Origin of the sequence: Mucilaginibacter sp. PAMB04168 (assembly GCF_039634365.2) — a bacterium.
In the GTDB taxonomy this organism is placed as follows: Bacteria; Bacteroidota; Bacteroidia; order Sphingobacteriales; family Sphingobacteriaceae; genus Mucilaginibacter.
Genome location: NZ_CP155079.2, coordinates 1,172,090 through 1,197,568, shown reverse-complemented (window position 1 = coordinate 1,197,568; position 25,479 = coordinate 1,172,090). Strand labels below are relative to the sequence as shown.

Sequence of the window (25,479 nt, the reverse complement as noted above, 5' to 3'; positions counted from 1 at the left end):
ATATAATAATCTCGTGTTTTTATAATTTATGCTTCTGTTACTGCGTCTCTGTTTCTTACTTTGGTTTGGTAACCGATGCCTGGCTTAACGTTTAACTCTTCCAGCACATAGTAAGTTCTTTCACTTTTTAAAGCTTTAGATACTTGTGAATTAGGATCGTTTTTGTTACCAAATATGATGGCGTTGGCAGGGCAGGTTTGCTGACAGGCAACTTTGATATCACCATCCTGTAAAGGACGTTTTTGTAATTTGGCATTTAGTTTACCAGCTTGTATACGTTGTACGCAGAAAGTACATTTCTCCATTACACCACGGAAACGGGTAGTAACATCAGGGTTTAATACCAATTCTGTGTAATCGTTTTGGATATAGTTCTCAAAACGTGAATCATTCCAGTAGTTGAACCAGTTGAAACGACGCACTTTATAAGGACAGTTGTTAGCGCAATAACGTGTACCAACACAACGGTTGTAAGTCATCTGGTTTAAACCTTCTGATGAGTGCGTGGTAGCTAAAACCGGACAAACAGTTTCGCAAGGTGCGTGATCACAGTGCTGGCAAAGCATTGGCTGGAAGGTAACAGAAACGTTATCCAGGTTTTCCAGTTTGTTGATCTCTTTTTCCTCGGTAACGTTATGGCCGTTTTCGTCAAAGCTATAATAACGGTCAATACGGATCCAGTGCATCTCACGACGACGGCGAACCTCATCACGGCCTACAACCGGAATATTATTTTCGGCGTTACAAGCTACAACACAAGCACCGCAACCTGTACAAGCATTTAAGTCTATAGCCATTACCCAGTCATATTGCGGACGATCATAATCATTCCACAAATCGTAGGTTTCTTTTTTCTCTTCTTTCTCGCCTTCTGGCTTTTTCAGGAACTGCTGTAATGTAGTTTCGCGAATTACATCACGACCTTCATACGAGTGGTGAGTTTGTGTTTGTGCCAACACAATTTTATCACCGCCTACTGCCTCCAGTTGAGCAATTGCTGTGCCGCGGAAAGTACCGTTTACAAAGCTTAAGAAAGGGAAAGCGTTTTTACCCACTTCATCACCTACTTTACCAGCTTTTGAACGGCCGTAACCCAAAGCGATAGAGATAGTACCTTGCGCCTGGCCTGGTTGTAATAGTATTGGTAACTCTGTTGAATAATTGTTAGCCGTAACTTTTACTACGTCACCTTCTTCCAGTTTTAATTCTTTAGCTGTTTTAGGAGATATAGCTACATAGTTATCCCAAGTAACTTTCGAAACTGGATCAGGTAACTCCTGTAACCATGGGTTATTGGCATATTTACCGTCACGTACTGTATTGCTTTCAAAAACTTCCAGTTCCAATTTACCTTCACCTGCAGCTAGTTTGGCGCTCTGCCCCAAAATGGTTTGTGCTACAGCGTTCAAATCGCGGCTAAAAGTGTAAGTGCCCGCTGGTTTAGCAGCCGCCTTTACAAAACCGGTTTGCAGTAAGCTTTCCCAGCCGTTCTGACCGGCAAAGCCTCCTTGAGGTAATAGAGTAGTGTTCCAGGTATTACGTACGTATGTGTAGTAATCTTTAACCGGGTTGTTTGACCACACCAGTAAGCTTTCTTCAGCTTTACGGCTGTCATATACCTTATTGATGGTTGGTTGTACAATGGTATAATAACCCTCGACAGCATTTTCGTCACCCCATGATTCCAGGTAGTGGCTGTTAGGCGCTACTATATTACATTGTGCAGCTGTTTCGTCGTTGCTTTCAGCAAATGAAATGCGTAAACGTACTTTTTTCAAAGCATCTGCAAAAGCACTGCTTTGGTAATAATTATATACCGGGTTGGCATTTAAAAATAACACGGCGCCAACCTGGCCTGCTTTCATCTCATCAACAAAGGCCACCATTTCTGCATCGTTACCTTTGTATTGGTATGATGGGTTGTCTAAATCGATCGTAGTACCGTAGCTGCCCAGCAACGAATTTATTGCGTTAACCAGTATTTGCGAAGCTACATCGTTAGTACCTGCTACAACCAGTGCACGGCCTTTGGCAGCAACCAGTTCTTTAGCGGCTATAATTACAGCGTTCTCTGTAGCCTTATCTGTCAGTTTTTTAGTACCAGGTAAAGTAGTGCCGGCAATAGCATTATATAAGCTAACTAAGGCAACACCTTCTTCAGATGGTTTAATTGGCACACGAACGTCGGCGTTACTTCCGGTTAAGCTCATGCGGGCTTCGAACTGGATATGGCGTGACATTTTCTTGCCTTCCAAAGCTTCGTGGCTACGGTTTGACACATACTGACGCATGTGCTCTGCTTGTGAAATCCACGGGCCTAAAAAGTCGGCACCAAAGCTTACAATTACGTCGGCCTTGTCAAAGCTATAGCGTGGCAAAACTGCTTTGCCAAAGCTATTTTGATTGGCCTGAATAATACCGGTTAAAGAAACCGCATCATAAGTAACGTGCTTAGCAGTTGGATATTGAGCGATAAAATCGCTGATCACCCTTAAAGTTGAAGGGCTATTAATTGTTGAGGTTACAATACGGATTTGTTTACCGCTTGCTTTAATGGCACCCAGTTCAGCTTTAACATAATCGTCAAGCTGGCTCCAGGCTACGTCGCCATTATCTTGCATAGGGCCTTTTAAGCGGGCAACGTTATACAGGTCTAATATTGAAGCCTGTACTTGTGCGTTAACACCACCCTGCCCTAATACATCACCAGGGTTACCTTCAATTTTAATCGGGCGTCCTTCGCGGGTTTTAACTAATATAGCATGGCCATTATAGCTGGATGTATAATAGTTAGCTACACCAGGAGTTACCTCCTCGGGTTTAATTAAGTAAGGTATAGATTTGTGAACAGGTGTTTTCTGACAGGCGGCGAGTGAAACGGCACCTATACCAAAGCCAACTGTTTTTAAGAAATTACGACGCGGCGTTTTACCGGTTAAACCGTTACCGCTCAGCACTTCCTCAATCGGAACAGGCTCAGCAAACTCATGTTTGTTTAATTCAACAAACTCTGGCGTGTTGTTCAGCTCTTCTAAACCTTTCCAGTATTTTTTATTGCTTTCCATTTAAGCTTTATAAACTGTAAATTGCTAAGTTTCTTAATTTATTAATAGTGGCATTTAGCACACTCCAAACCGCCTAATGCTGCAGCGGTTACTTTTTCGCCGCGTTTTAAAGCATCATGCACTTCAACCATTTTGTCGTAGTAAGCATTGCCTTTAAAGCCGGTTTCGGTGCGCTTGTGGCACTGGATACACCATTTCATGGTAAGAGGTGAATATTGATAAACCTCTTTCATGGTTTGGATCGGACCGTGACATTTCTGGCACTGAATACCTGCAACCTTAGTGTGCTGCGAGTGATTAAAGTAAGCAAAATCAGGCAGGTTGTGTATACGCACCCATTGGATAGGACGAGCCTTAGTGGTATCATATTTCTGGGTACCCGGATCATAACCCAATGCATCATAAATTTTGTGTATCTCAGGAGATTCTGTTTTAACTACCTTATGGCAGTTCATACACACGTTTAGTGATGGTATAGTTGCATTTTTACCTTTATATGCACTTGAGTGACAGTACTGACAATTAATCTTCATCACACCTGCGTGCAACTCGTGTGAGTATTTAATAGGTTGTACGGGTTGATATCCTTGATGAACGTTGGTGTTCCACATGGTTACCCAGCTCCAGCTACCTAAAGCGATGGTACCGGCTAATACGAAGAAGAATACCAGTTTCTTATTTTTAGCCAACCTTTTAACGGTAGCAAAACGATCAACAGCAACAGCCTCTTCTACTACATCCTCTTCAGGAAGCAGATCTTTACGTTTTAAGATCAAACGCTCTAAAGTACCAATGGCACGGTTAAGAACCAGGATAACGATTAAGGCTACAACAACTGCGGCAATCAAACCGAAAATCAATGCATTGCTTGGACCCTCAGCAGCACCGGCACCTGCAGCGTTGGCAGAACCACCAGCGGCAGGAGCTGCCTGCATTTTCTTGTACTCATCGCGAACGTAGGTAATAATGTTAGCCACATCACCATCGCTCAGCTCAGTGAACACGTTCATGCCCGCCTGGTTGTACTCGTTGTAAATCTTAAGCGCTTTTGGATCTTTAGCGGCAATTAAAGCCTGGTTGTTCTGAATCCATTTGGTTAACCACTTGTCGTCAGTCTCAGACGTCATTACAGGGCCTAAAGCCGGACCGGTTAAACGCTGATCGAGTTTATGACATGAGGTACATTTCGCCTTATATAAAGCTTCGCCCTTGGCAGCATCACCTTGAGCAAGGGCATTAAAGCCCATGGCCGTTAAGCCCGCTACCAGTAAAACCGACCTTGAAAACTGTTTAAGAAGTAATGAGAATTTTCTCATAAAGCGTATTTATGCTAGATAATTTGTATGTGTGTGATACTTTATAAACTGAAAAGACGTAGGTATCCCGCTTTTTTCAGTCCACAAAAGTAAAATTTTATAAACTATGGCTGACAAATTAGTGACACTTGTTTCTAATTTATAATCAGTCTAAACTAGTTAAAAAAATAGCCCTCCGATTTATCAGAGGGCTATTTTCGTTGTATTTAAATAAATTTTCTTGCAACGGCGAGTTGCAGATTTGAAAATCTATTTTATTGTTTTAGTAACCAGGCGAATATCAGCGGTGCTACTATGGTAGCGTCAGATTCTACTATAAACTTAGGTGTGTGGATATCCAGCTTACCCCAGGTAATTTTTTCGTTTGGCACTGCACCCGAGTATGAACCGTATGATGTAGTGGAATCAGATATCTGGCAGAAATAGCTCCAAAAAGGAATGTTTTCCATTTCCATATCCTGGTAAAGCATAGGCACAACGCATATTGGAAAATCGCCGGCAATGCCACCACCAATCTGGAAAAAGCCAATGCCCTTGCCATCCGAATTTTTTACATACCAATCGGCCAACCAAGCCATATACTCAATACCACTCTTCATGGTACTGGCTTTAATTTGCCCCTTAATTACGTATGAAGCAAATATGTTACCCATGGTTGAGTCTTCCCAGCCTGGTACCACAATTGGCAGGTTCTTTTCGGCCGCAGCCAGCATCCATGAATTTTTCGGGTCAATTTCGTAATACTGCTCCAAATCGCCGCTTAGCAGCATCTTATACATGTACTCATGCGGAAAATAACGCTCACCTGTGTCATCTGCATCTTTCCAAACCTGGTGAATATGCTTTTGCAAACGGCGGAAAGCTTCTTCTTCAGGTATACAGGTATCCGTTACGCGGTTATAATGATTCTCCAACAAATCCCATTCGTCCTGCGGACTTAAGTCGCGATAGTTAGGCACACGCTTGTAGTGTGAGTGCGCAACCAGGTTCATGATATCTTCTTCGAGATTAGCGCCGGTACATGAAATAATTGCAATTTTATCTTGACGAATCATTTCGGCCAGCGAAATACCCAGTTCCGCTGTACTCATAGCGCCGGCCAGCGTAACCATCATTTTACCACCCTCAAGCAGGTGTGTTTCGTATCCTTTGGCAGCATCCATTAATGCGGCTGCATTAAAATGCCGGTAGTTTTTCTCAATAAACTGAGATATAGGTCCTCTAGTAATATCCATCATCCAATCAATTAAAAATCAGGCGCAAAAGTAGGTAATTTGTTTAAGATTGAGAAGATGGGATTAAGAATTGAAAGGATTACGATAACTCGCTACAATTGCCCAAAATGCTATGGTTTTTGCATTTGCTGCTTAATCCTTATGTAAATAAATTCGGCAGGACGAGTCAAAGCAACCATCAATTCGAGCATCAGTACACCATTGCTTATATCGGCTGCGGTCATGGTAGTACCCAGGCCCACGCTTACATGAAAAGCGTCGGTGGGCGATGTACCTACAAATGCACCTTGCTTCCACAGGCCTAATAAAAAATTGTACATCATATCTTTAACCTTCATCCAAGTATCGGCGTTATTGGGCTGCAAAGCATAAGGGAGTAATGCCTGTTTTGCCGACTGCTCAATCATCATCACCGTTCTTTTAACACTTATATAGCGCCATTCATTACTATTTCCGTTAAGCGTACGTGCACCCCACACCAGTACGCCCCGCCCAGGGAATGTGCGTATTGCATTAACCGACTTGCCGTCGGCAGTGCTCACATTTAATATTTGCTGTACAGCATCTGTTATATAAAGCGTTGGTTTAATAACCCCTGCAAGATTAACATTTGCCGGTGCTTTCCATACTCCCTTGCTCAAATCGCTAGATATGTATACGCCGGCCAAAGCCCCTGCCGCAGGCTGTACGTTGGCAGCAGCAGTAGCTGCTGCAATAAGCTGCTTATAATTTAAACTAACGGCCAGCAATGCTAAATGCGACTGTTGTACCGCTGCAATAGTAGCTTCATTATGCATAGCGTTATCCTCTCGGAGCAACGCATAGGCTGTGTTGAGCAATGCAGTTTTAACTGCATGATAGGCCGCCTGATGAGATGCATCTGTTTCAATATAAGTATCTAAATCGGGCAGGTTAGCAAAGGTTATTTCGTCAACACCTAGAATAGAGGTATTTAACCATGGAAAATAGGCAGCACCATAACTAAGGGCATCGGCGCCTATATTGGTTCTAAAGTCGGTAATAACATCTAAGGTTGATCCGGAACCAATAACGTTAACATCGGCCATAGCACTACCTCCCCATACATCAACCAAGTAAAATATACTGCCCATCTCCTTACATTGCTGCAAAGCCATTTGTACTAATGCATAAAAATCATCATGCGGTAATAATAAAGCATCGGGCATTACCAGCAATGCAGGCTCTGCCTGATCCAATAATATGCTCAAACCGGTTTTAAAATGCTCCAGCAGGATATTTTCATGATAATTACCTACAGCAATAATGTAACAAGCGAGTCCACCGTTCTGAAAAAACAGCCGGATAGCGTTGTACAGGTAAAAAGACGGCGCACTTGCTTGAACAGCTTGCTCGCGTCCGTTAATGGTTACATGCGGTGCGTTAGGCACAGGCCAAGATGCGGGTGCTGCGGTTATAGCAAACTTTAATAAAGCACCTTGCCCGGAGCCAAAAAGTTGCACATACTGTTTTAAGGACGTAATACGGGTGGCTTTATTGAGAAGTGCCTGCTTACCATCGTTGGCCTTTTGCGTGTATCCGATAAATACAGGCACAGCAGTACTTACCTGAATCACCGAATTTGGAAAGATCATCTTTTCGGGCACGTATACACCGGGCGTTTTTATTTTACGAGGATCAGGCATTGGGTTACAGGGTCATGTTATTTAAATGTATGCAAAAAATATGGCACTATCGGGTTCCTTTAAAACTGCTATCCGCACTTTGTAACTGTTAATCTGCAAACAATAAACCTACCTTTGTACTTATTCAACCCTACGCCGTTCATGAAAAAAAACATTATAGCTTTTCTAATACTCGTTTTAAGTACGTTTAGCGCACACGCACAGCCCGCTTTCATCAAAAAGATAACGCCCAGGTTTGTTCGTAAAATGTTGTTCGAGAAAGACAGCACGCGCAGCGCCAGCTTTTTTCTGCTGCCGGTACTGAGTTCAGCTCCGGAAACCGGACTGGAGGTGGGTGCATCTACCCTCTATTCTTTTTACACAGACAGCAGTAAGCGCACCAGGGTATCTAACATTTTTGCTTATGCTACTTTTACTACCGAGGGTCAGCAGCGTGTAAGCTTAAGCAGTAGCTACTGGACACCGCGAAACAAGTATCATTACACGGCAGGGATCAGCTACATCAATTTTCCGTTTAATTTTTATGGCATTGGCGATAATACCCGGAAAACCGACGAGCAGCGAATTAGTGAAAAACGATTTAAGGTTAATTTTTTAGGAGAAAAGCGCTTAGGTGAGCACATTTACATAGGCTATGTGCTGGGCGCTTATGATTACAAGTACCGCATAGAAAATACCGGCAAAAGTTTCGAAGCCCGTTTAACACCGCAAGACCGCAATGGCGGCGCGGGCGTTTACGCCGGCCCAAGCCTTACGTTCGACAATCGCAATAACAACACTTACACCACTAAGGGTATGCATATAACCGGCTACCTGAACGTAATGCATGGCCTGTTTGCTGATAATGCTTATCAGGGCAGCTTATTAAATATAGAGTATGCTCAGTTTTTTGCATTGAGCAAACGTTTGGTATTAGGGTTTAACATACAAGACCAAAGCCTGCTGGGTAGCCAAACACCGTTTTACTTACTACCCGAGCTAGGAAACGATGAAATGATGCGCGGTTATTACAATGGCCGCTATCGCGATAAAAATATGCTGGCCGGCCAAACTGAGCTACGCTACCGCATAAGCGACCGCTTTGGCATTGCCGGCTTTGCAGGCACGGGCACCGTATTTAAAAACAGCTTGAATTTTGACCAGTTTAAACCTAACTACGGCGGCGGACTGCGTTACTTTTTTGATACTGAAAAAGGCCTTACCATGCGTATAGACTACGGTGTGGGCCAAAAGCCCGCCGGCGAAAAAAGACAGCAAGGCTTTTACCTGAGTTTGGGAGAAGCGTTTTAAAAAATAAGTTGTGAGTTTTGATGCCGGAGCGAGGCGAACATGGTGTTCTAAATACGCTTGCAAAGCGATTGGCTAAAAAGCCCCATGTTACTTAGGTTGCTCGGCCACCAGATGCCGCTAAGTTTTATTATCACTTAAAACACCCGATGCTTGTCTTCCATTAAAATTTAATCAAAAAATCTTCCTTCACTTTGCCCGGCCTAAAATAGAATAGTCCCAACCAAAACAAATTTACAGATACAGTAACCTTAGCGTGCGATTGCATAATGTTCAATGATGTTTTGGTAAGCATATTTTCGTTAATGTTTTTCACTATAAGCAAAGTATCGGCATGTATGCGGGGTAGCAGCTTGTTAAAATAATCCATGGTTGATTGCGGGTTGAGCTGCGTATCTAAAAAGATTACATCAGGCGCTATGGTGTCGCGCCAATCGGCTGCATTGTCAATTTTTTTAATCAGTACTGTTTGGGCTGCACGTTGTATAATTGAGCTGTCGGTACGCTGATGGCGCCCCGCTATCCATAAAGTAGCAGGCTTAGCATCATTTATCAAACGGTACAGGAGTTTGTCTGTTGCGTCTAATTTTTTGCTTCCTTGTAATTCTTTTTCAATTTCAGCATATACTTTTTTATTCGAAAAATCGTAAATTACTTCATCAACCAGCCGATATACAAACGGCGAGTGCAACCCATGGCGGTTAATAGCCTTACGCTGATGCAAAAAATGGCTTAGCGCAAACTTTAGCTTAAACATGGTTGTAAAAATAAAGAAAGCTTTATTATTTGGAAGGAATAGGCAACATGATTAACGAAGCTGAAATAAACTCACTTATAAAACTACTGGATGACCCGGACCGGGAAGTCTTTGAGCATGTGCACGAAAAACTATTGTCATACGGTCCTACTGCTATCACCTACCTTGAAAGCGCCTGGGAACAGGCTTTTGATAGCGTACAGCAAGATCGCATAGCCAACCTGGTGCACGAAATACAATTTAGCATTGTGAAAAACGATCTGGAACTCTGGCATCAGAGCGGTGCTTTTGATTTATTGCGCGGTGCACTTATTATCAATAAATACCAATATCCCGATCTGGATGAGCAAAAAGTTATTAACCAGATTGAAGCCATTAAACGTGATATATGGATGCAGATGATGTTTGAGGGCAGTCCATCTGACCAGGTTAAGCTCATTAACCACGTGTTATATAACCTATATGGCTTTAGCGGTAATACCACCAATCACCAGGATCCCCAAAACAGTTACCTGAGCCAGGTTTTGGAAACTAAGAAGGGCAATCAGATCTCGCTGGCTATTATCTACTCGGTAGTGGCCCAAAAGCTGGATATACCTATTTATGGCGTCAATTTACCGCAGCACTTCATACTGGCTTACATGGATGAATCGGCCAAATCGGAGTTTGAAAGCGGGGTACTGTTTTATATTAATGCTTTCAATAAAGGTTTCATTTTTGGCAGGCGTGATGTAGATATGTTCCTGAAACAACTGAACCTGAATATAGATAAGCAGTTTTACGAACCCTGCAGTAATACTGACATTGTGCGCCGTATTTTGCGCAATCTCATCAGCTCATACGAACAACTCGGATCTGCAGAGAAAGTGCAGGAACTTAACGAGTTATTGGCGGTATTGCAATAAGCAAGATATTTTGTAACTTTAGGCATACCAATATCTTATGCCTAAAGCTTTCTTACTTAATCTGTTGCTGTTACTTTCACTGTCGAGATATACTTACGGCCAGCAAGGCAAACTTTTTAAGTACTGCAACGCGTTTGATAAGCTGAACTCACAGGTAACAAACGGCAGCATTAATCGCAACAAAGCAGCGCATAGCTTTAGTTCCCTGATAACAAAAATTAAAGCCGTCTATACCCCTTCAACAGACGACAAATGGGTGTTTCCACTCGCCGGATACTCTGCACGTGATATTGGTGGCACTCATGGCGATGGATACAATGACAAAGGTTATAATTACTTTGACGGCAACAAACATACTGCCCACCCCGCGCATGATATTTTTATTGATGACCGCAACCATGACGACCTGGACGACCATACCCAGTTGCCGGTAAACGTTTTGGCCGTTGCGGATGGCCTAGTGCTGGCCTGTAGTAATACTTGGGATGCAGAAAGCGATCTGAGAGGCGGCAGGTACATTTGGCTATACCACCCGCAACAAAACATAATAACTTATTATGCTCACAACCGCAACGTTTTTGTGAAACCGGGCGATATCATAAAGCGCGGGCAGAAAATTGCAGAAGTAGGCCGTACGGGTTTTAATGCTTACAAACAGCGCTCTCCTACACATTTGCATTTTTCAGCATTTAATTTAACGGGCAATTTGCCGGTTCCTTATAACCCTTATCAAGCACTTACACAAGCCGCTCGCTTATGAAAAATATAGTTCTTGCCCTGTTATTACTCATCACTTCGGTATTTATAAAAACCGACACTGTAGTTAGCCGTTTTAAAATACCGGCAAGTTACCAGCAGATAACGGTGCAACCTGGTTCTTTTGCACAATGGCTTCAAAACAGAACGCTTAAGCCGGCAGGTACTCCTACCCGCACCTACACAGGCACCATTGCCCGTACAAACCCTTATACCGCTGCTGTGCTCAACATGAGCATTGGCAACCAGGATTTACAGCAGTGCGCCGACGCCGTGATGCGCTTAAGGGCAGAGTACCTATACAGTAAAAAAGACTACAAAGCCATCAGCTTTAATTTTACCAGCGGGTTTAAATGCGATTTTATTCACTTTGCCGAAGGGTACCGTTATCAGCAAAGCGGCGTATGGAAAAAGCAGGCTGCAAAAGATTACAGCTACGCCAGCTTTTTAAGGTACATGAACCTCGTATTCTCTTACGCTGGTACTTTATCGCTAGACAAGGAACTGCATCAGGTAACCAATGCAAATGATTTGAATATCGGTGATGTGTTCATCAAGGGTGGTTCGCCAGGCCATTGTTTTATAGTAATGAATGTGGTGATAAACAAGGTCAATCATCAGAAAAGATTCTTACTGGCACAAAGCTTTATGCCTGCTCAAAACATACAAATATTGCAAAACGGCTCACCCTGGTTTAGTTTAGATGAGCCGGCTCAAATTCCGTACGGTGAATTAGTGAGTGCGGCGTATTTGAAACGATTTTGAATAACGTAGGCGAACTTACCCTACCAGTTCTGATATTAGTTCTACTTTTGTGCTTATGCTAGTTGCTGCTTTAGCCGGCGTGACATCATTCGCCTTAAAACCAAAAATATCCTTGAAACAACCATCACAGTAAGCACTATAGCCAGGAACATCATTTGTGTTACCACATTCGCATATCCATACCTCCCTCTCTTTAGAAGATAACAATTGTTTTTTAGTTGTACGGGTTCCGCGTTCCTTAAAATTAGATGTTATCTGTTCCTTAATCGCGTTAAAAAGTTCGATATCTTCACGATTATAGAATGGTTTGTTAAAGGTTGTAATTTGCAACCCTATTTTTCGAGTATTAAAATCATCATGCCCAATCACTTGATGTGCGTAATTTAGATCTAACAAATTAAGATCATTAACTACTTTGCTAAGCAGAGCAAGATTATATTCATTCTTTTCTGTCAAGATTGCACTATAAACTAATGCTACTTTCTTTTCTTCTGGAAAAGCGTCAATATACATTAGCAATCTGTCATAAAAATCTTTAAGCTCATTTTGAGGTACGCCCGTAACCATTGTTTGATATTTCTTTATAAGGAATGGAAATATCTCTTCCATCCTGTTATTGGTAAAAAACTTCCAACTGTCCTCATTAAAGGTTAAATTATCCTCCTGGGCTTTCTTCAAATAATCGCGCTTCCTGTATAAAGTATTGAGCTTTTCATAACTCACATTTTCAAATTTCTCATCCTCCTCAAATGCAGGTGTTACAACAACATCATTTTCTAAAACTACAGCCGTACCAATAGCGGTTAACATAAACATAGATTTGTTTTTTCCCGATATCTCATCCATATCTATACTCAAACCTACAACTGCATTAGCACCTATTTCATAAGCGGCCAACTTAATGCTATGTATCGCTTCATCATAAAGGGAGGTAAGCTGTTTCTGATATGATGAGGATCTTCCACCAAAAAAATCGCTGAAAGCGGCAAACATATCGCTGAAGAAATTCGTTCCGGCAACAATATGTGCTGTTACAGGTTTAATGTGCTTTTTAATAGATTTGCCTTCAATTGTTGAAGTAGTAACAACTAATATATCTTTAGGGGCTAACATGCTTGAGAAATTAAAAAAATAAAAAGCTTACCGGATAAACATGATTTCATGAATACCGCAATGTAATCAAATTAACTAATGTAAATTTCACTACTTACCTAACCACCCGTTAGCATCCATCCAGTTTTTACAACCGTTAAACCATTCGTCTTTAGTTGTTTTGTTTACCAGCCCAAAGCCGTGGCCGCCGGCCTGGTACAAGTGCAGTTCTCCTTTTACACCGGCTTTTACCATGGCTTCGTAAAAAGCAATGCTGTTCATTACAGGCACGGTTTTATCATCCTGTGCATGTACTAAAAAAGTGGGTGGCGTTTGTGCGGTTACCTGCTTTTCGTTCGAGTATAGGTCAACCATTTCGGGCGTTGGTGTTTTGCCAATCAAATTTTCGCGTGAGCCTTTGTGAGCTATTTCGGTAAAGCTGATTACCGGGTACATTAATACGGCGAAGTTTGGCCGCAGGTTAACGTTGTCTTTATTATTAATAACGGCTTTGTTAAAATGCGTAATAGCGGTTGAAGCCAGGTGGCCACCCGCCGAAAAGCCGATGATACCTACCCTACCGGTATCTAATCCCCATTCTTTAGAACGCTGGCGCACCAGTTGTATAGAACGCTGTGCATCCTGTAGCGGACCAATAGTTTTGTCAAGCATTATGGCATCGCTGGGCAGGCGGTAGGTAAGCACAAAAGCCGTTACTCCTATTTCGTTAAACTTTTTGGCTACAGCGGTACCTTCATGATCTATAGCCAGTCTGGAATAGCCGCCCCCAGGGCAAATAATGATTGACGCGCCGTTAGCTTTTCCCTTTTCCGGAAAAAATGGTGTAAGCACCGGATCTGTAACCATACTTACCCTGCTATTTTCGTTCTTTTCGGCATAAGCTGCTGGTGCAGCCTTGCTGTTTGGAACACCTTTAGGATAAAGCTTTATGGGTTGAGTACTTTGCGCAAATGTTAATGTACCAAGCATCATTAAAGACACAGTTAGGAGTTTGGTTCGCATAGTTGGTTTATCGAATTTGGTTGAGGCTAATATAAAACAAAAAATGCCATTCAGAACAAATAGCGAGATATCTAATACACCGCTAATTGCTTGTACAAGATTTCTCGCTATCGTTCGGGATGACACCCTTTTTTAGTTTTTGCTCTTAAATCGGCTTAGCTTTTGGGCCCGCCAAATTCCATTAAGTAGGCTTTCAAGAAGTCGTCCAATTCACCATCTAACACAGCTTGTGCGTTGGATGTTTCGTGATCGGTACGTAAGTCTTTAACCAGTTTGTATGGGTGCAATACGTAGTTGCGTATTTGCGAACCCCATTCAATCTTCTTTTTATTGCCTTCGATAGCATTACTGGTTTCCATACGCTTGCGCATTTCAATCTCATATAACTGAGATTTTAGTAAGCGGATCGCATTTTCCTTATTCTGCAATTGCGAGCGCGACTCCTGGTTTTTAATAACAATGCCTGATGGTTTATGGTACAAACGTACGGCAGTTTCTACCTTATTTACGTTTTGCCCGCCTGCGCCGCCCGAGCGGAATGTCTCAAACTCTATATCAGCAGGGTTTACCTCAATTTCAATCGTATCATCAACCAATGGGTACACGTACACAGAGGCAAACGATGTATGGCGCTTGGCATTGGCATCAAACGGCGACACACGCACCAGACGGTGTACTCCATTTTCGCCTTTTAAATAACCGTAGGCAAAATCACCTTCAATTTGCAAAGTAACAGTTTTAATACCGGCTACATCGCCTTCCTGGTAATCCTGCTCACTTACTTTGTAGCCGTTCTTTTCGCCCCACATAATGTACATACGCATGAGCATGCTGGCCCAGTCGCAGCTTTCGGTACCACCGGCACCGGCTGTAATTTGTAAAACGGCATTCAGTTGGTCTTCCTCGGCCGATAGCATGTTCTTAAATTCCAGTTCTTCTACAGCTTTTAGTGCCGCATTGAACTGTTCCTGCATTTCGGGCTCAGTAGCATCACCGCTCTGGTAAAATTCATAAAGTACGCCAGTATCATCAACTGTTGATACAACTTTCTGGAAGGCGTCTGTCCAAACTTTTTTCACCTTTATAGATGCCAATACCTTTTCGGCTTCCTTGGGTGCATTCCAAAACTCCGGACTAACTGTTATTTCCTGTTCTTTTGCTAATTCTTCAAGTTTTTTATCGATGTCAAAGATGCCTCCTCAGGGAAGCTGTTCTATCCCTTAAATCCTGTACTTGTTCTTTTGTCATGGTAGCAAATATAGTTAAAACCTAATAGCGTAAACATAAAAAAGGCCTGTCGGTTTAAGACAAGCCTTTCTATTATTTAAATCTGCAAATAAGCTTAAGCAATCATCAGTTGGTTAACCAGGCCGCTTAAATCGGCACGGTTACCATTTAGCTGAGACAGCATATTGCCCAAAGCAAACTCTTTGGTTTGCTGAGTTTTTGATTGTTGCACCAGTTGCCTCATCACTGTTGGTATAAGTGAATGAGCTGCCGCTTGTGCAGATGGCATATCAATGCTGTAAAATTTGTTTAGCCTGTTTGCAAACTTATTAATAATGCTGGTAACTAATGACTCATTGTAGGTACCCGAAAACTGAAAATATTTAATCAGGTCACCAATGCGTCCATTTTCCATCTGGTTTTTTAAAACCTCGATAATTGAACTTGAAGCTTCGTTTATCACAGCTTCGCGTGAACCGGCAGGAATTACCGGATTGTTGATAACAGCCGCCCCGGCGTTATTCTTAACAAGCAAAAAAAGTTTTTCAAACATGGCAAATAATGTTTTTAAGCAGATTAATAATATGATGACGTTTCGGCACTTAGGTTATGAACTAAACAAATATAATAAATAAATATTTTAATTATCAAAATTTTTATCGAAAAAAATTAAAAAAATCTTAATTAAAAAGTGTACTTAAAACACTAAGATTAGTGTGTATTTTAAACGTTAAGTACCTTATTATTAAAAACTATTTGGTTGGTTAAAGCAAACTTTAAAGCTTACTTTTGGCTTAAACAATCTATCAATTATGTTGCCAAACATTGATTTTACCACCACCCAGGCCTTTAAGTACCTTACCGACCATTTTGAGGACCTAGAGGCCACTGATGTTAAAGAGCTATTTTCGTCTGACACACAGCGATTTAAGAAGTTTTCTATCTACTTTGAAGACATGCTGTTTGACTACTCGAAAAACCGTATAGACGATAAGTGTATAGCGTTGTTAATACAGTTAGCAAAAGAGTGTAGAGTAAATGATGCAATTGATGCTATGTTTGCCGGAGAAGTGATCAATGCAACCGAGCAGCGCCCGGTATTGCATATTGCTTTACGCAATCAAAGCAATACACCAATTTTGGTAGAAGGCAGCGATGTAATGCCCGACGTAAACGCTGTGTTACAACACATGAAAGCCTTTAGCCAGCAAGTAATTGACGGCACCTGGAAAGGCTATACCGGCCAGCAAATTACCGATGTTGTAAACATTGGCATTGGTGGATCTGACCTGGGACCTGTAATGGTAACTGAGGCTTTAAAAGCTTACAAAACACGTTTAAATCTGCACTTCGTATCAAACGTTGATGGTACGCACATTACCGAAACACTAAAGACGCTTAACCCCGAGACGACACTTTTCCTGATCGCTTCTAAAACGTTTACCACGCAGGAGACTATGGCTAATGCCAATACGGCCCGCCAGTGGTTTTTAGACCATGGCGCCAGCGAGGCAGATATTGCGAAACACTTTGCAGCCCTGTCAACCAATGCTGCGGCTGTTGAAAAATTTGGTATTGACACACAAAACATGTTTGGCTTTTGGGATTGGGTTGGCGGTCGTTACTCTTTATGGAGTGCCATTGGCCTTTCTATAGCTTTAGGTATAGGGTTCGACAACTTTGAAGCTTTATTAGGCGGTGCTCATGCTATGGATAACCACTTTAAGTCTACCGAATTTGAGCAGAACATACCGGTAATTGCCGCTTTACTAGGCGTTTGGTACAATAACTTTTTCGGTGCCGAAAGCCAGGCCATTTTACCATATGACCAATACATGCATCGTTTTGCTGCGTATTTTCAACAAGGCGATATGGAAAGCAACGGCAAGTATGTAGACCGTAACGGCGAGGTGGTTGATTATCAAACCGGCCCTATCATATGGGGTGAACCGGGTACTAACGGGCAGCATGCATTTTACCAGCTGATACACCAGGGCACTAAATTGATACCGTGCGATTTTATTGCACCTGCACAAACCCATAACCCGGTAGGCGAACACCATACGTTGTTACTGTCTAACTTTTTTGCCCAGACCGAAGCATTAATGAATGGCAAAACCTATGACGAAGTGGTAGCCGAGTTAAAAGCGGCCGGCAAAAGCGAAAACGAAATTGAAAAGCTCGCTCCCTTTAAAGTTTTTGAAGGCAATCGCCCTACTAACTCAATTCTGCTTAAAAAAATCACACCGAGGGCTTTAGGCTCATTGATTGCCATGTACGAGCATAAAATTTTTGTGCAAGGCATCATCTGGAATATCTATAGCTTTGACCAATGGGGCGTGGAACTGGGCAAACAACTGGCAGGCAAAATACTGCCTGAGTTGCGTACAGCCGATGAAGTAAACACTCATGATGCCTCAACCAATGGTTTGATTAACCAGTACAAGGAATGGCGTTAGTCAGTTAATGTTTAAAAAAAAAGTCATTTTGTGAGTACATGAAATGACTTTTTTTATGAGACAATCAGATTGATTCTAAGGCAATTTTTTTTCATACGTTGATTAAATGATAGCCACTAAATGCTTTGCCTCGTTAAAATGTTACCCTTTTTTGTTTTAAAACCCCATGCAACATTTTTTATTTTCGGGTGTTTGTAATTGAATTGTGTGTACTATGTTTTAGCTGTTTTATTAATTACATCAACTAACTTGTGTTAAACATACCTTCATTTTTGCTGGGCGGAGGCCAAATGGGCGAACTGATCCGCACCACTGATTGGTCAGTATCTGTTTTAAGTACACCCGATACCTGGCCCGAAAGCTTAAAGGCGGCTGTTAGCATCAGTCTTAATTCGGGCTTCCCTATTGCTATTTACTGGGGTAGCGACTTTATATTACTATACAACGATGCATGGAGCACCATACCCGGCGATAAGCACCCATGGGCACTCGGAAAGCCAGGGGCTGTGGTTTGGCCTGAAATATGGGACGGCCTGGACGCACAGTTTAAAAGTGTATTAACCAAAGGCGAATCTATACGCCAGCCAGATGCTTTACTACTCATGCACCGCTATGGCTATACCGAGGAATGCTATTTCGATTACAGCCTATCGCCTATTATGGCGACTGACGGTACAATTGGCGGCGTATTTAATGCTGTAATTGAAACTACTTACAAGGTAATCAATGAACGGCGTAATAAACATTTGCAGCGTTTGCAAAACCAGCTTAATCAGTCGCATAGCCTTATGGAGGCCGTTGCAGATGTTGAAAACATCTTAGATAATTGCCAGGAAGACATTCCATTTTACCTGCTATTCTCAACCGAAAACAAAAACACTCAGCCTCAATTAGTTGCAAGCGGCGGAATTGCAGAAAATGACGGGTTAAGTGTAAGCTGGCCTCACAGTAACGGTTCTGGCAATGTTGAACACATACCCGACCTGGATAAATACCTGCCTCACGCTGTTCAAAGCATTTGGGGCGAGCCCTGCCGCGAGGCGTTAATTGCGCCAATCAGTCGTGATGAAGCTAAAATTACGGGTTACCTGGTTATGGGCCTGTCTCCCCGTAAAAAACTGGATAGTGATTACCAGCACTTTTTAGCTTCAGTGGCCATATATGTGGGCACTATTTTAAATAACGGGTTTGCTTATGAGCAAAGCGGCGCACTGCAGCGTGAGCAGATTTTGAATGAAGAGCTGGCTACAACCAACGAAGAGCTCAGCGCCACTAATGATGAACTGCATTTATCGCAGATTCATCTGGCTGCGTTAAATTCAGAATTAGAAGAGCGTGTATTAAGCCGCACTAAAGATTTAGCGGAGAGTGAAGCACGTTTCAGGAGCCTGATAGAGCAAAGCCCCGTTCCAACAATGGTGACCCGCGGGCCGAATATGCGGTTAGAGGTTGTTAATCCGCCTATGCTGCTGTTAATTGACAAAGATAACTCCATAATTGGCAAAAACTTATTTGATGCTATGCCTGAATTAGCCGGGCAGGCAATCATTGAACGCCTTGAGCAAACTTACCAGAATGGCAAAGAATGGACAGGTTACGAGCAAGCCGTATTATTGAACCGAAATGGCGAGCAGGGCACGGGTTACTTTAATATACTTTATAAACCATTGTTAGAGAAAGGTGAAGTTACCGGAGTAATACAATCAGCGGTTGATGTTACTGAGCAGGTAGTAGCACGCCAACGGATCGAAGAAAGCGAAAACAATCTGCGCAACATGGTTATGTCGGCCCATTACGCGCTGATGATACTGCATGGCCGGGATTGGCTTATTGAAATTGCTAACCAGCAACTGGTGAATTTATGGAGCAAAACCATCGATGAAGTTACAGGCCGCACCCTGCTGGAAGTACTGCCAGAACTTGAAGGGCAGCCGTTCCCTAATCTTTTGAAGCAGGTTTATGAAACGGGAAAAGGTTACGGGCAAGAAGAAGAAGTATTTTACCTGCAAATTGGCGATAAGTCTGTGCAAAAGTATGTAAGCTTTTACTACGACCCAATATTTGACAACCAGGGCAATGTAACCGGAATTATTGTTGCCGCTGAAGACATAACCGATAAGGTACAAACCAGGCAGCTACTCGAAAGAAGCTACGTTGAGCAGCAAAACCTGAATGAAGAACTGATGTCGACCAATGAAGAACTGGCTTCGGCTAATGAAGAGCTGTTGTCGACCAATGAAGAATTAGCTGCCACACGTGATAGTTTAAAAGAGATTGTAAGCAGGCTGGCAGAAAGCGAAGCGCGTTTACGTTATATGCTTGCCGATGCACCTATTGCCATATCACTTCTAACCGGAAAAGATTTAATTATAGAAGCCGCCAACAATAAAGTGCTGGAGGCCTGGGGCAAAACCAGCGAGGTTATTGGCATGCCGTTAAGCGAAGCGTTACCTGAACTACAGGGACAGGACTTTTTAAACATACTTGACAACGTATATACAACCGGCGAACCTTATTATGGTAACGAGGTAAAAGCGCTACTTGAGCATAAAGGCGTAATAGAAGAAGTATATACCAACTTTGTATATCACCCGCTTAAGGACGAGGAAGGCAAAACTACCAGCATTGTATTGGTAGCTAATATTGTTACAGAACAGGTACTGACCCGTAAAAAGGTAGAGCAAACCGAGGAAATGCTACGCTTTTCGGTAGAAGCAGCTAAGGTAGGCACCTGGCATATGAATATAGAAACCAATGAGTTCACTGCATCGGCCAGATGCAAAGAACTTCTGGGCTTTTATGCCAACGATGCCATTAACTACCACACAATAATTGAGCAAATACCTGATGAATATCGCCACTACGTGGAAACTTCCGTTAACAGGGCAATAAGCCGTGGCGATAGTTATCATGTAGAACACCCTGTAATTGGCTATCACGATCAAAAGCTACGCTGGGTACGGGCTGCCGGAAAATTAAACCAGAACACGCAAGGCAAGTCGGCTTACTTTTCGGGAGTGCTGATGGATATTACCGAACAAAAGCAGGACGAGGTACGCAAAAACGATTTTATTGGCATGGTAAGCCATGAATTGAAAACACCGCTTACCTCACTCAGCGCTTACGTGCAAATGCTGCATGCCAGGGCAACCAAGGCTGATGATGCTTTCACCGCAAATGCCCTTGATAAGGTAAATGTGCAGGTAAAAAAGATGGGAACACTTATCAATGGGTTTCTAAACGTATCACGATTAGAAGCCGGCAAAATACATCTGGACAAAGCACCTTTCAGACTTGATGAACTGGTAAAAGAGATAGTTGATGAGAACAGGTTAACGGTTCATAGTCATCAAATAATTTTATTGCCTTGTGAGGAAGTTACAATAAATGCAGATCGGGACAAAATTGGATCTGTAATTTCGAATTTGCTTAGCAACGCAGTGAAATACTCACCTAAAGGCAAAACTATTGAAGTAAACTGCCTTGTAATAGATAACAATATACGTGTAGGCGTAAAAGATGAGGGGATGGGTATAAGGCCTGAGGATACCGAAAAGCTTTTTGAACGCTATTACAGAGTTGATAGTAAGCACACACAAACCATATCAGGCTTTGGTATTGGCCTTTACCTGTGCGCCGAAATTATACAGCGGCACGATGGTCTAATTTGGGTAGATAGCCAGGTAGGTATAGGTTCAACATTTTACTTCAGCTTGCCCTTAGCGTAAAGAAATTTGCGCGGAGCTGTAGTTGTTGTCTTTCTTTACATCTGACTTTAACACACTTTCTTTAATGTTAGTGTAAATGTTTTTCGTTAAGATGTATGGTCATTTCGACCTTATAATCGTTGTGGAAGAGGAAAGTAGCTTCAGCATCAAACAAATACATTATATGTACAATATTTTTCGTGAGCGCCTGCTCAGTTAGCCTGGATGATGCTTCGCCGTTGAACGAATCAACAGTAATCAGACTTTTAATAGCAATGCATTCGTCCTCACGGTTGATTTCAAAATTCAGGGCGCGCAATTTAAGTGATAGTAAGTTACCCAGCACATCTTGTATTAGCCTGAAAATCGCTGCCTCCATTAACGGGTCCATATCTTCGGGCAGTTCGGTCACATGCGTAATGCTGTAATCGGCTGCAGCGCTAACGTTATGGGCAATCAGTTCTTGTAAAGCGGCGGCTAATCCAAAATGCTCGAGTATCTGTGGCTTCATCTCAAACGACAACCGGTTCAGTTGCTTTAAAGCCATAGCCAGGCAATTGTCTACATCAACCGCGTTACTCTCAGATAGCTTTATCTTGGCAATAGCAACCAGCTGTGCAATATCTTCCTGCAACACGTCGGCCATGCGCTTGCGCTCAGCCTCCCAATGCCTGAAAACACTTTTCCGAACCCGGCTTTCCTGTTCAGCTACTTTACGCATTTTATCTTCCAAAAAAATAACTGACATACAACTTATAACTATGAATACAAGATGGAAAAAAAGAGTAATAGTTTAATGTAGCAGCTAAAAAATCAGGTAGTTAAATCAGCAAAGAACGTATCTATACGCTATCACTTTGGTCTTTTTACGTAAACCATACGAAAAAAGTTGTCTTTTAAGACAAAAAAAATGCGTTTAGCGCAAATCTATTTTTTGGGTATTTTTACATAAAAACGACTGCCCTTGTCTTCTTCACTATCAAAAGTTATATCGCCGCCGTGCAGTTCAACAATGGTTTTGATGATAGACATACCTAAACCAACCGGTTCTTCGCCACGCAAACCGGGTCTGCGGGCTCGTGTAAATTTATCGAATAAGTAGGGTTGCAAATGGCTGGGTATACCAATCCCATTGTCTGCAATAGTAACTAACACACTGTCGGCATTGTCTTCAATACTCACCTCAATATTACCATTATCTGGTGTAAATTTAATGGCGTTTGATATAAGATTATTGATAACCTGCATAAATTTCAGACTATCCAATTGTATAAACAACTTTTCATGCCGACTTGTAAGTATAAACCGCTTAGCCAGATGCTGCTCTGCGCTCTGGTAGTTACGTATCACATCGCGTATTTCCCAAACCAGGTCGGCCCTTTCCTTACGCAGCATCACCTCTGCCGATTCCAGAAACTCCTGGTTAACGAGGCTGCGTATCAGAGCAATATTGCGGGCACACATATCCTGTATGAACATTGCAGCCTGTAGTATTCGCTCTTTATCTTTTAAATCGAGCTGCGCCTCCCGTTTAATGGAAGAAGCCATCATGCTTATAGTGCCGAGCGGCCCTTTTAAATCATGCGCAAGTATCTCCAATGTTGAATTTTTGCGTGCGTTAATCTTTTCTGTATAAAAGATGTTTTGCTGTGTTATAGTGATGTCTTCAGCTATGCCGGCAACACATGTTAACCCACCCTGCTCTTTAATGGGGTAAAGACTTACGCATAGATGTTTAAAAGCTTCGTCGTCGTAATTAATTCTAAAGGTGAATTGCGTTTCTTTAAGCGTATTTTTAAAATCATTTAAACAATTCAAAACATGCTCGCGATCTTCGTCATGCACCACATTTAACATCACCAACGGATTTTTAACGGCCTTAGCCGCACCAATACCCCAAACCGCTGAAAAGGCCGGGCTAATGTAATTAAATTCTTTCCGGGCAATATCGTATATAAAATAAACGTCCTTTGACAATTCTCCAACCTGTATAAAAACTTCTTGTTCCGTAACTTGCATAATTTGTTTATTACTTAAAGCACTAGCCCCAAACTTCATGAAGGAGTCAGTTTTTAACTTATAAGATATTAACATACGATAACAAACGAAAACGAGATTTGTGCATATCTCACCGTTGGTAGAATACATTGTTACACAAGAATATATATTTACCCGAAAGAGTTATATACTTTACAATAAACCTTCATCGGCAAAGCTAAAATATCCCCCATCGGTAATAATCAAATGGTCTAGTACGCCAATATCAAGAATGCGGCCTGCCTGATGAATTTTTTTTGTTAAATCTATATCCTGCTGGCTGGGTTTCAGGTTGCCCGACGGATGATTATGCGCCATGATAATAGACGATGCCTGATGCTGCAAAGCTATGCTGAAAATGATCTTGGGATCGGCCACAGTACCCGAAAGGCCGCCTTTACTGATAAGTTCTTTGCCTATGATTTTGCAACTCCGACTAAGCAGCAAGATCCAAAACTCTTCATGGTTAAGATCTACCAGGTGGCGGCGCATTACCTGGTATACACTACGGCTGCCGTTAATAGTTTCGGGCACTTTCACCTCGGTGTCATCCCGGCGGCGGCCCAATTCGAGGGCTGCAATTATAGAAATAGCTTTAGCCTCGCCAATGCCTTTAAATTTAGATAACTCGCTTACCGAAACTTTACCCAGTTTTTGCAGATCGTTATCGTAGTGGTGTAAAATGCGCTTGCTCAACTCCACGGCCGATTCGGTACGGCTGCCCGAACCAATTAGTATGGCAATCAGTTCGGCATCGCTAAGGGCCCGCCTGCCCTGGCTGTTTAGTTTTTCACGCGGTCGGTCTTCCTCTGCCCATGCCTTTATACTTATTTTAGTTTCATATGTATCCACGGCTGTAAGCTATTCAAAAAATAATTTAAAACAAAAAAGGGCCGCATCATAAATGCAGCCCTTTTTTAATTACAAAAATGAATATTATTGTAAGCCGTTAACAAATTTAGTCAGTTTTGACTTATTGTTAGATGCTTTGTTTTTGTGAATAACGTTTTTCTTAGCTAAACGGTCAAGCATAGAAATTACTGTCGTTAATAAAGGCGCTGCCTCAGCTTTTGTAGTAGAGCCTCTTAATTTCTTGATAGCATTTCTGGTAGTTTTAGCTTGGTATCTGTTGCGCAGACGCTTCGCAGCGTTAGCTCTGATTCTTTTAATTGCTGATTTATGATTTGCCATTTTTAGCTAATTGTCTTATTATTTTTCGGACTGCAAATATATTTCAAAAAAATAAAACTATCAAGCGTCATTTAATTTTTTTTTCACAGAGCCGTTTAATATCCAGAAAAGCCTATATACTGACTGAAAGCCGGTTAACGTATTACTTATTCACAAATACACCTACACCAAATGCCGAAGCACCAGCAGTGCCGATCAAACCTTTAGCATAAACGGTGTAAATTTTTCCGCTTTCCAGATTAACTGTTGTTGTTGCAGAACGCACAAGGCCACTTGCAACAGTTAACGTGTAACTACCAGCGGCAACTTCGGTTGATGGTGCAATGCCTCTAAAATTTTGCGGACCTACTAGTACGGTACTACCGTTATTCAGTGTTGCGTTGCTCGCATTAGGCGCAGCATTTACAAAACGTATTTTAGCTTTGCCAGCACTTGGTGCGGCTAAATCATCGGTTACTATAACCAGCCCAAGGCTGCTATTTTGCCCAACCAAAAAATAAGTGTAGCTAGCATAAGCATCGAATTGCCCGTGGGTGCTGGCTAATACAGCCTCTCCCGACACCGATCTAATTTCCACGTCCTGATCGCCCAGAAAGCTTTTATTATAGCCAGAAGCATCGCCATAATTTACACCATTAGGTGTACGTAAAACATCATCAACATATAGGCGGGCTGCGGTGGCATCCGGACTGGCGTTAATCAGGTTTACATCTGCAGTTATCGTATCCTTAAAATCATACGGATCGTCTTTTTTACATGATGATAGCAACGACAGGCCCAATAAACCAACAAATGCATAACGTAGCGTTTGCTTTAAAGCAGTAGGAAATCTTTTCATAGATGAAATTTAAGTAAAAATAAACAGGCTCAAGAGCCATATAGTGCTTGTATATATACGTAAAACTTAAAGTGGTAGTATATTGTTTTTTTGTAACTTGCTGCTTAAATAGCATCTTAACGACCTTTAGGCATTTAATTCCTTTAAAAGCAGCG

Annotated in this window: 20 protein-coding genes; 6 read left to right on the top strand and 14 right to left on the bottom strand. The window is 42.1% G+C overall.

The genetic code is table 11. The features are described from left to right. Window positions 1–26: 26 nt before the first annotated feature. The 4 genes from ABDD94_RS05120 to ABDD94_RS05105 all read right to left on the bottom strand — a co-directional run bounded on the left by ABDD94_RS05120 (window position 27) and on the right by ABDD94_RS05105 (window position 7,280). A complete protein-coding gene (locus ABDD94_RS05120) occupies window positions 27–3,065 on the bottom strand; it encodes a TAT-variant-translocated molybdopterin oxidoreductase (protein WP_345954952.1) in 3,039 nt (1,012 codons plus the stop codon). A 41-nt stretch (window positions 3,066–3,106) separates the two neighbouring features. Then, window positions 3,107–4,381 (bottom strand): cytochrome c3 family protein, encoded by a 1,275-nt coding sequence (locus ABDD94_RS05115; protein ID WP_345954951.1) that lies wholly within the window; start codon window positions 4,379–4,381, stop codon window positions 3,107–3,109. A 254-nt stretch (window positions 4,382–4,635) separates the two neighbouring features. After that, window positions 4,636–5,616: a deoxyhypusine synthase family protein gene (locus ABDD94_RS05110; RefSeq protein WP_345952115.1), complete on the bottom strand. Its 981-nt coding sequence runs from the start codon at window positions 5,614–5,616 to the stop codon at window positions 4,636–4,638. A gap of 110 nt (window positions 5,617–5,726) precedes the next feature. Continuing rightward, complete coding sequence (locus ABDD94_RS05105) at window positions 5,727–7,280, bottom strand: hypothetical protein (protein ID WP_345954950.1); 1,554 nt, start codon at window positions 7,278–7,280, stop codon at window positions 5,727–5,729. A 141-nt stretch (window positions 7,281–7,421) separates the two neighbouring features. On the opposite strand from ABDD94_RS05105, the gene ABDD94_RS05100 reads away from it, so the two are divergent. After that, a complete protein-coding gene (locus ABDD94_RS05100) occupies window positions 7,422–8,570 on the top strand; it encodes a polymerase (RefSeq protein ID WP_345954949.1) in 1,149 nt (382 codons plus the stop codon). A gap of 160 nt (window positions 8,571–8,730) precedes the next feature. Here the strand turns inward: ABDD94_RS05100 and ABDD94_RS05095 are convergent, their stop codons facing one another. After that, on the bottom strand, window positions 8,731–9,324 hold the full coding sequence (locus tag ABDD94_RS05095; RefSeq protein WP_345954948.1) for a hypothetical protein: 594 nt from the start codon (window positions 9,322–9,324) through the stop codon (window positions 8,731–8,733). 47 nt (window positions 9,325–9,371) lie between these two features. Here ABDD94_RS05095 and ABDD94_RS05090 point away from each other — a divergent pair, with 47 nt between their 5' ends. The 3 genes from ABDD94_RS05090 to ABDD94_RS05080 are packed head-to-tail and all read left to right on the top strand — an operon-like array spanning window position 9,372 to window position 11,750. Beyond that, entirely contained in the window at window positions 9,372–10,229 is an 858-nt protein-coding gene (locus tag ABDD94_RS05090; protein ID WP_345948613.1) for a transglutaminase-like domain-containing protein, read from the top strand. Between the two features lie 37 nt (window positions 10,230–10,266). Continuing rightward, the gene (locus ABDD94_RS05085; protein WP_345954947.1) at window positions 10,267–10,989 is read left to right on the top strand and encodes a M23 family metallopeptidase; all 723 of its coding nucleotides are present in this window, start codon (window positions 10,267–10,269) and stop codon (window positions 10,987–10,989) included. Next, complete coding sequence (locus ABDD94_RS05080; RefSeq protein WP_345954946.1) at window positions 10,986–11,750, top strand: DUF4846 domain-containing protein; 765 nt, start codon at window positions 10,986–10,988, stop codon at window positions 11,748–11,750. Before ABDD94_RS05085 ends, ABDD94_RS05080 begins: the two co-directional genes overlap by 4 nt. A gap of 15 nt (window positions 11,751–11,765) precedes the next feature. Here ABDD94_RS05080 and ABDD94_RS05075 read toward each other — a convergent pair whose 3' ends face one another. From ABDD94_RS05075 to ABDD94_RS05060, 4 genes are all read right to left on the bottom strand, one after another. Further along, on the bottom strand, window positions 11,766–12,863 hold the full coding sequence (locus tag ABDD94_RS05075; protein ID WP_345954945.1) for a heavy metal-binding domain-containing protein: 1,098 nt from the start codon (window positions 12,861–12,863) through the stop codon (window positions 11,766–11,768). 90 nt (window positions 12,864–12,953) lie between these two features. Further along, window positions 12,954–13,865, bottom strand: coding sequence for an alpha/beta hydrolase (locus tag ABDD94_RS05070; RefSeq protein WP_345954944.1), 912 nt, complete (start codon window positions 13,863–13,865; stop codon window positions 12,954–12,956). A gap of 155 nt (window positions 13,866–14,020) precedes the next feature. Then, a protein-coding gene (gene prfB / locus ABDD94_RS05065) for a peptide chain release factor 2 (RefSeq protein WP_345948618.1) occupies window positions 14,021–15,113 on the bottom strand; the annotation gives its coding sequence in 2 pieces (ribosomal slippage) (window positions 14,021–15,052 and window positions 15,054–15,113; 1,092 coding nt in all). 94 nt (window positions 15,114–15,207) lie between these two features. Then, window positions 15,208–15,645, bottom strand: coding sequence for a hypothetical protein (locus tag ABDD94_RS05060; RefSeq protein WP_345948619.1), 438 nt, complete (start codon window positions 15,643–15,645; stop codon window positions 15,208–15,210). A gap of 259 nt (window positions 15,646–15,904) precedes the next feature. On the opposite strand from ABDD94_RS05060, the gene pgi reads away from it, so the two are divergent. Both pgi and ABDD94_RS05050 read left to right on the top strand, forming a co-directional pair. Next, the gene (gene pgi, locus ABDD94_RS05055) at window positions 15,905–17,551 is read left to right on the top strand and encodes a glucose-6-phosphate isomerase (RefSeq protein WP_345954943.1); all 1,647 of its coding nucleotides are present in this window, start codon (window positions 15,905–15,907) and stop codon (window positions 17,549–17,551) included. A gap of 251 nt (window positions 17,552–17,802) precedes the next feature. Then, window positions 17,803–21,279, top strand: a complete 3,477-nt coding sequence (locus ABDD94_RS05050; protein ID WP_345954942.1) for a PAS domain-containing protein — start codon at window positions 17,803–17,805, stop codon at window positions 21,277–21,279. Between the two features lie 67 nt (window positions 21,280–21,346). On the opposite strand, the gene ABDD94_RS05045 is transcribed toward ABDD94_RS05050, so the two are convergent. From ABDD94_RS05045 to ABDD94_RS05025, 5 genes are all read right to left on the bottom strand, one after another. Next, a complete protein-coding gene (locus tag ABDD94_RS05045; RefSeq protein ID WP_345954941.1) occupies window positions 21,347–22,006 on the bottom strand; it encodes a hypothetical protein in 660 nt (219 codons plus the stop codon). Between the two features lie 179 nt (window positions 22,007–22,185). Next, window positions 22,186–23,277: an ATP-binding protein gene (locus ABDD94_RS05040; RefSeq protein WP_345954940.1), complete on the bottom strand. Its 1,092-nt coding sequence runs from the start codon at window positions 23,275–23,277 to the stop codon at window positions 22,186–22,188. 171 nt (window positions 23,278–23,448) lie between these two features. Further along, on the bottom strand, window positions 23,449–24,147 hold the full coding sequence (gene radC / locus ABDD94_RS05035; protein WP_345948624.1) for a DNA repair protein RadC: 699 nt from the start codon (window positions 24,145–24,147) through the stop codon (window positions 23,449–23,451). Window positions 24,148–24,231: 84 nt separating this feature from the next. Then, window positions 24,232–24,486: a 30S ribosomal protein S20 gene (gene rpsT / locus ABDD94_RS05030; protein ID WP_345948625.1), complete on the bottom strand. Its 255-nt coding sequence runs from the start codon at window positions 24,484–24,486 to the stop codon at window positions 24,232–24,234. Between the two features lie 142 nt (window positions 24,487–24,628). Beyond that, window positions 24,629–25,324, bottom strand: coding sequence for a DUF4397 domain-containing protein (locus ABDD94_RS05025; protein ID WP_345954939.1), 696 nt, complete (start codon window positions 25,322–25,324; stop codon window positions 24,629–24,631). Window positions 25,325–25,479 lie beyond the last annotated feature (155 nt).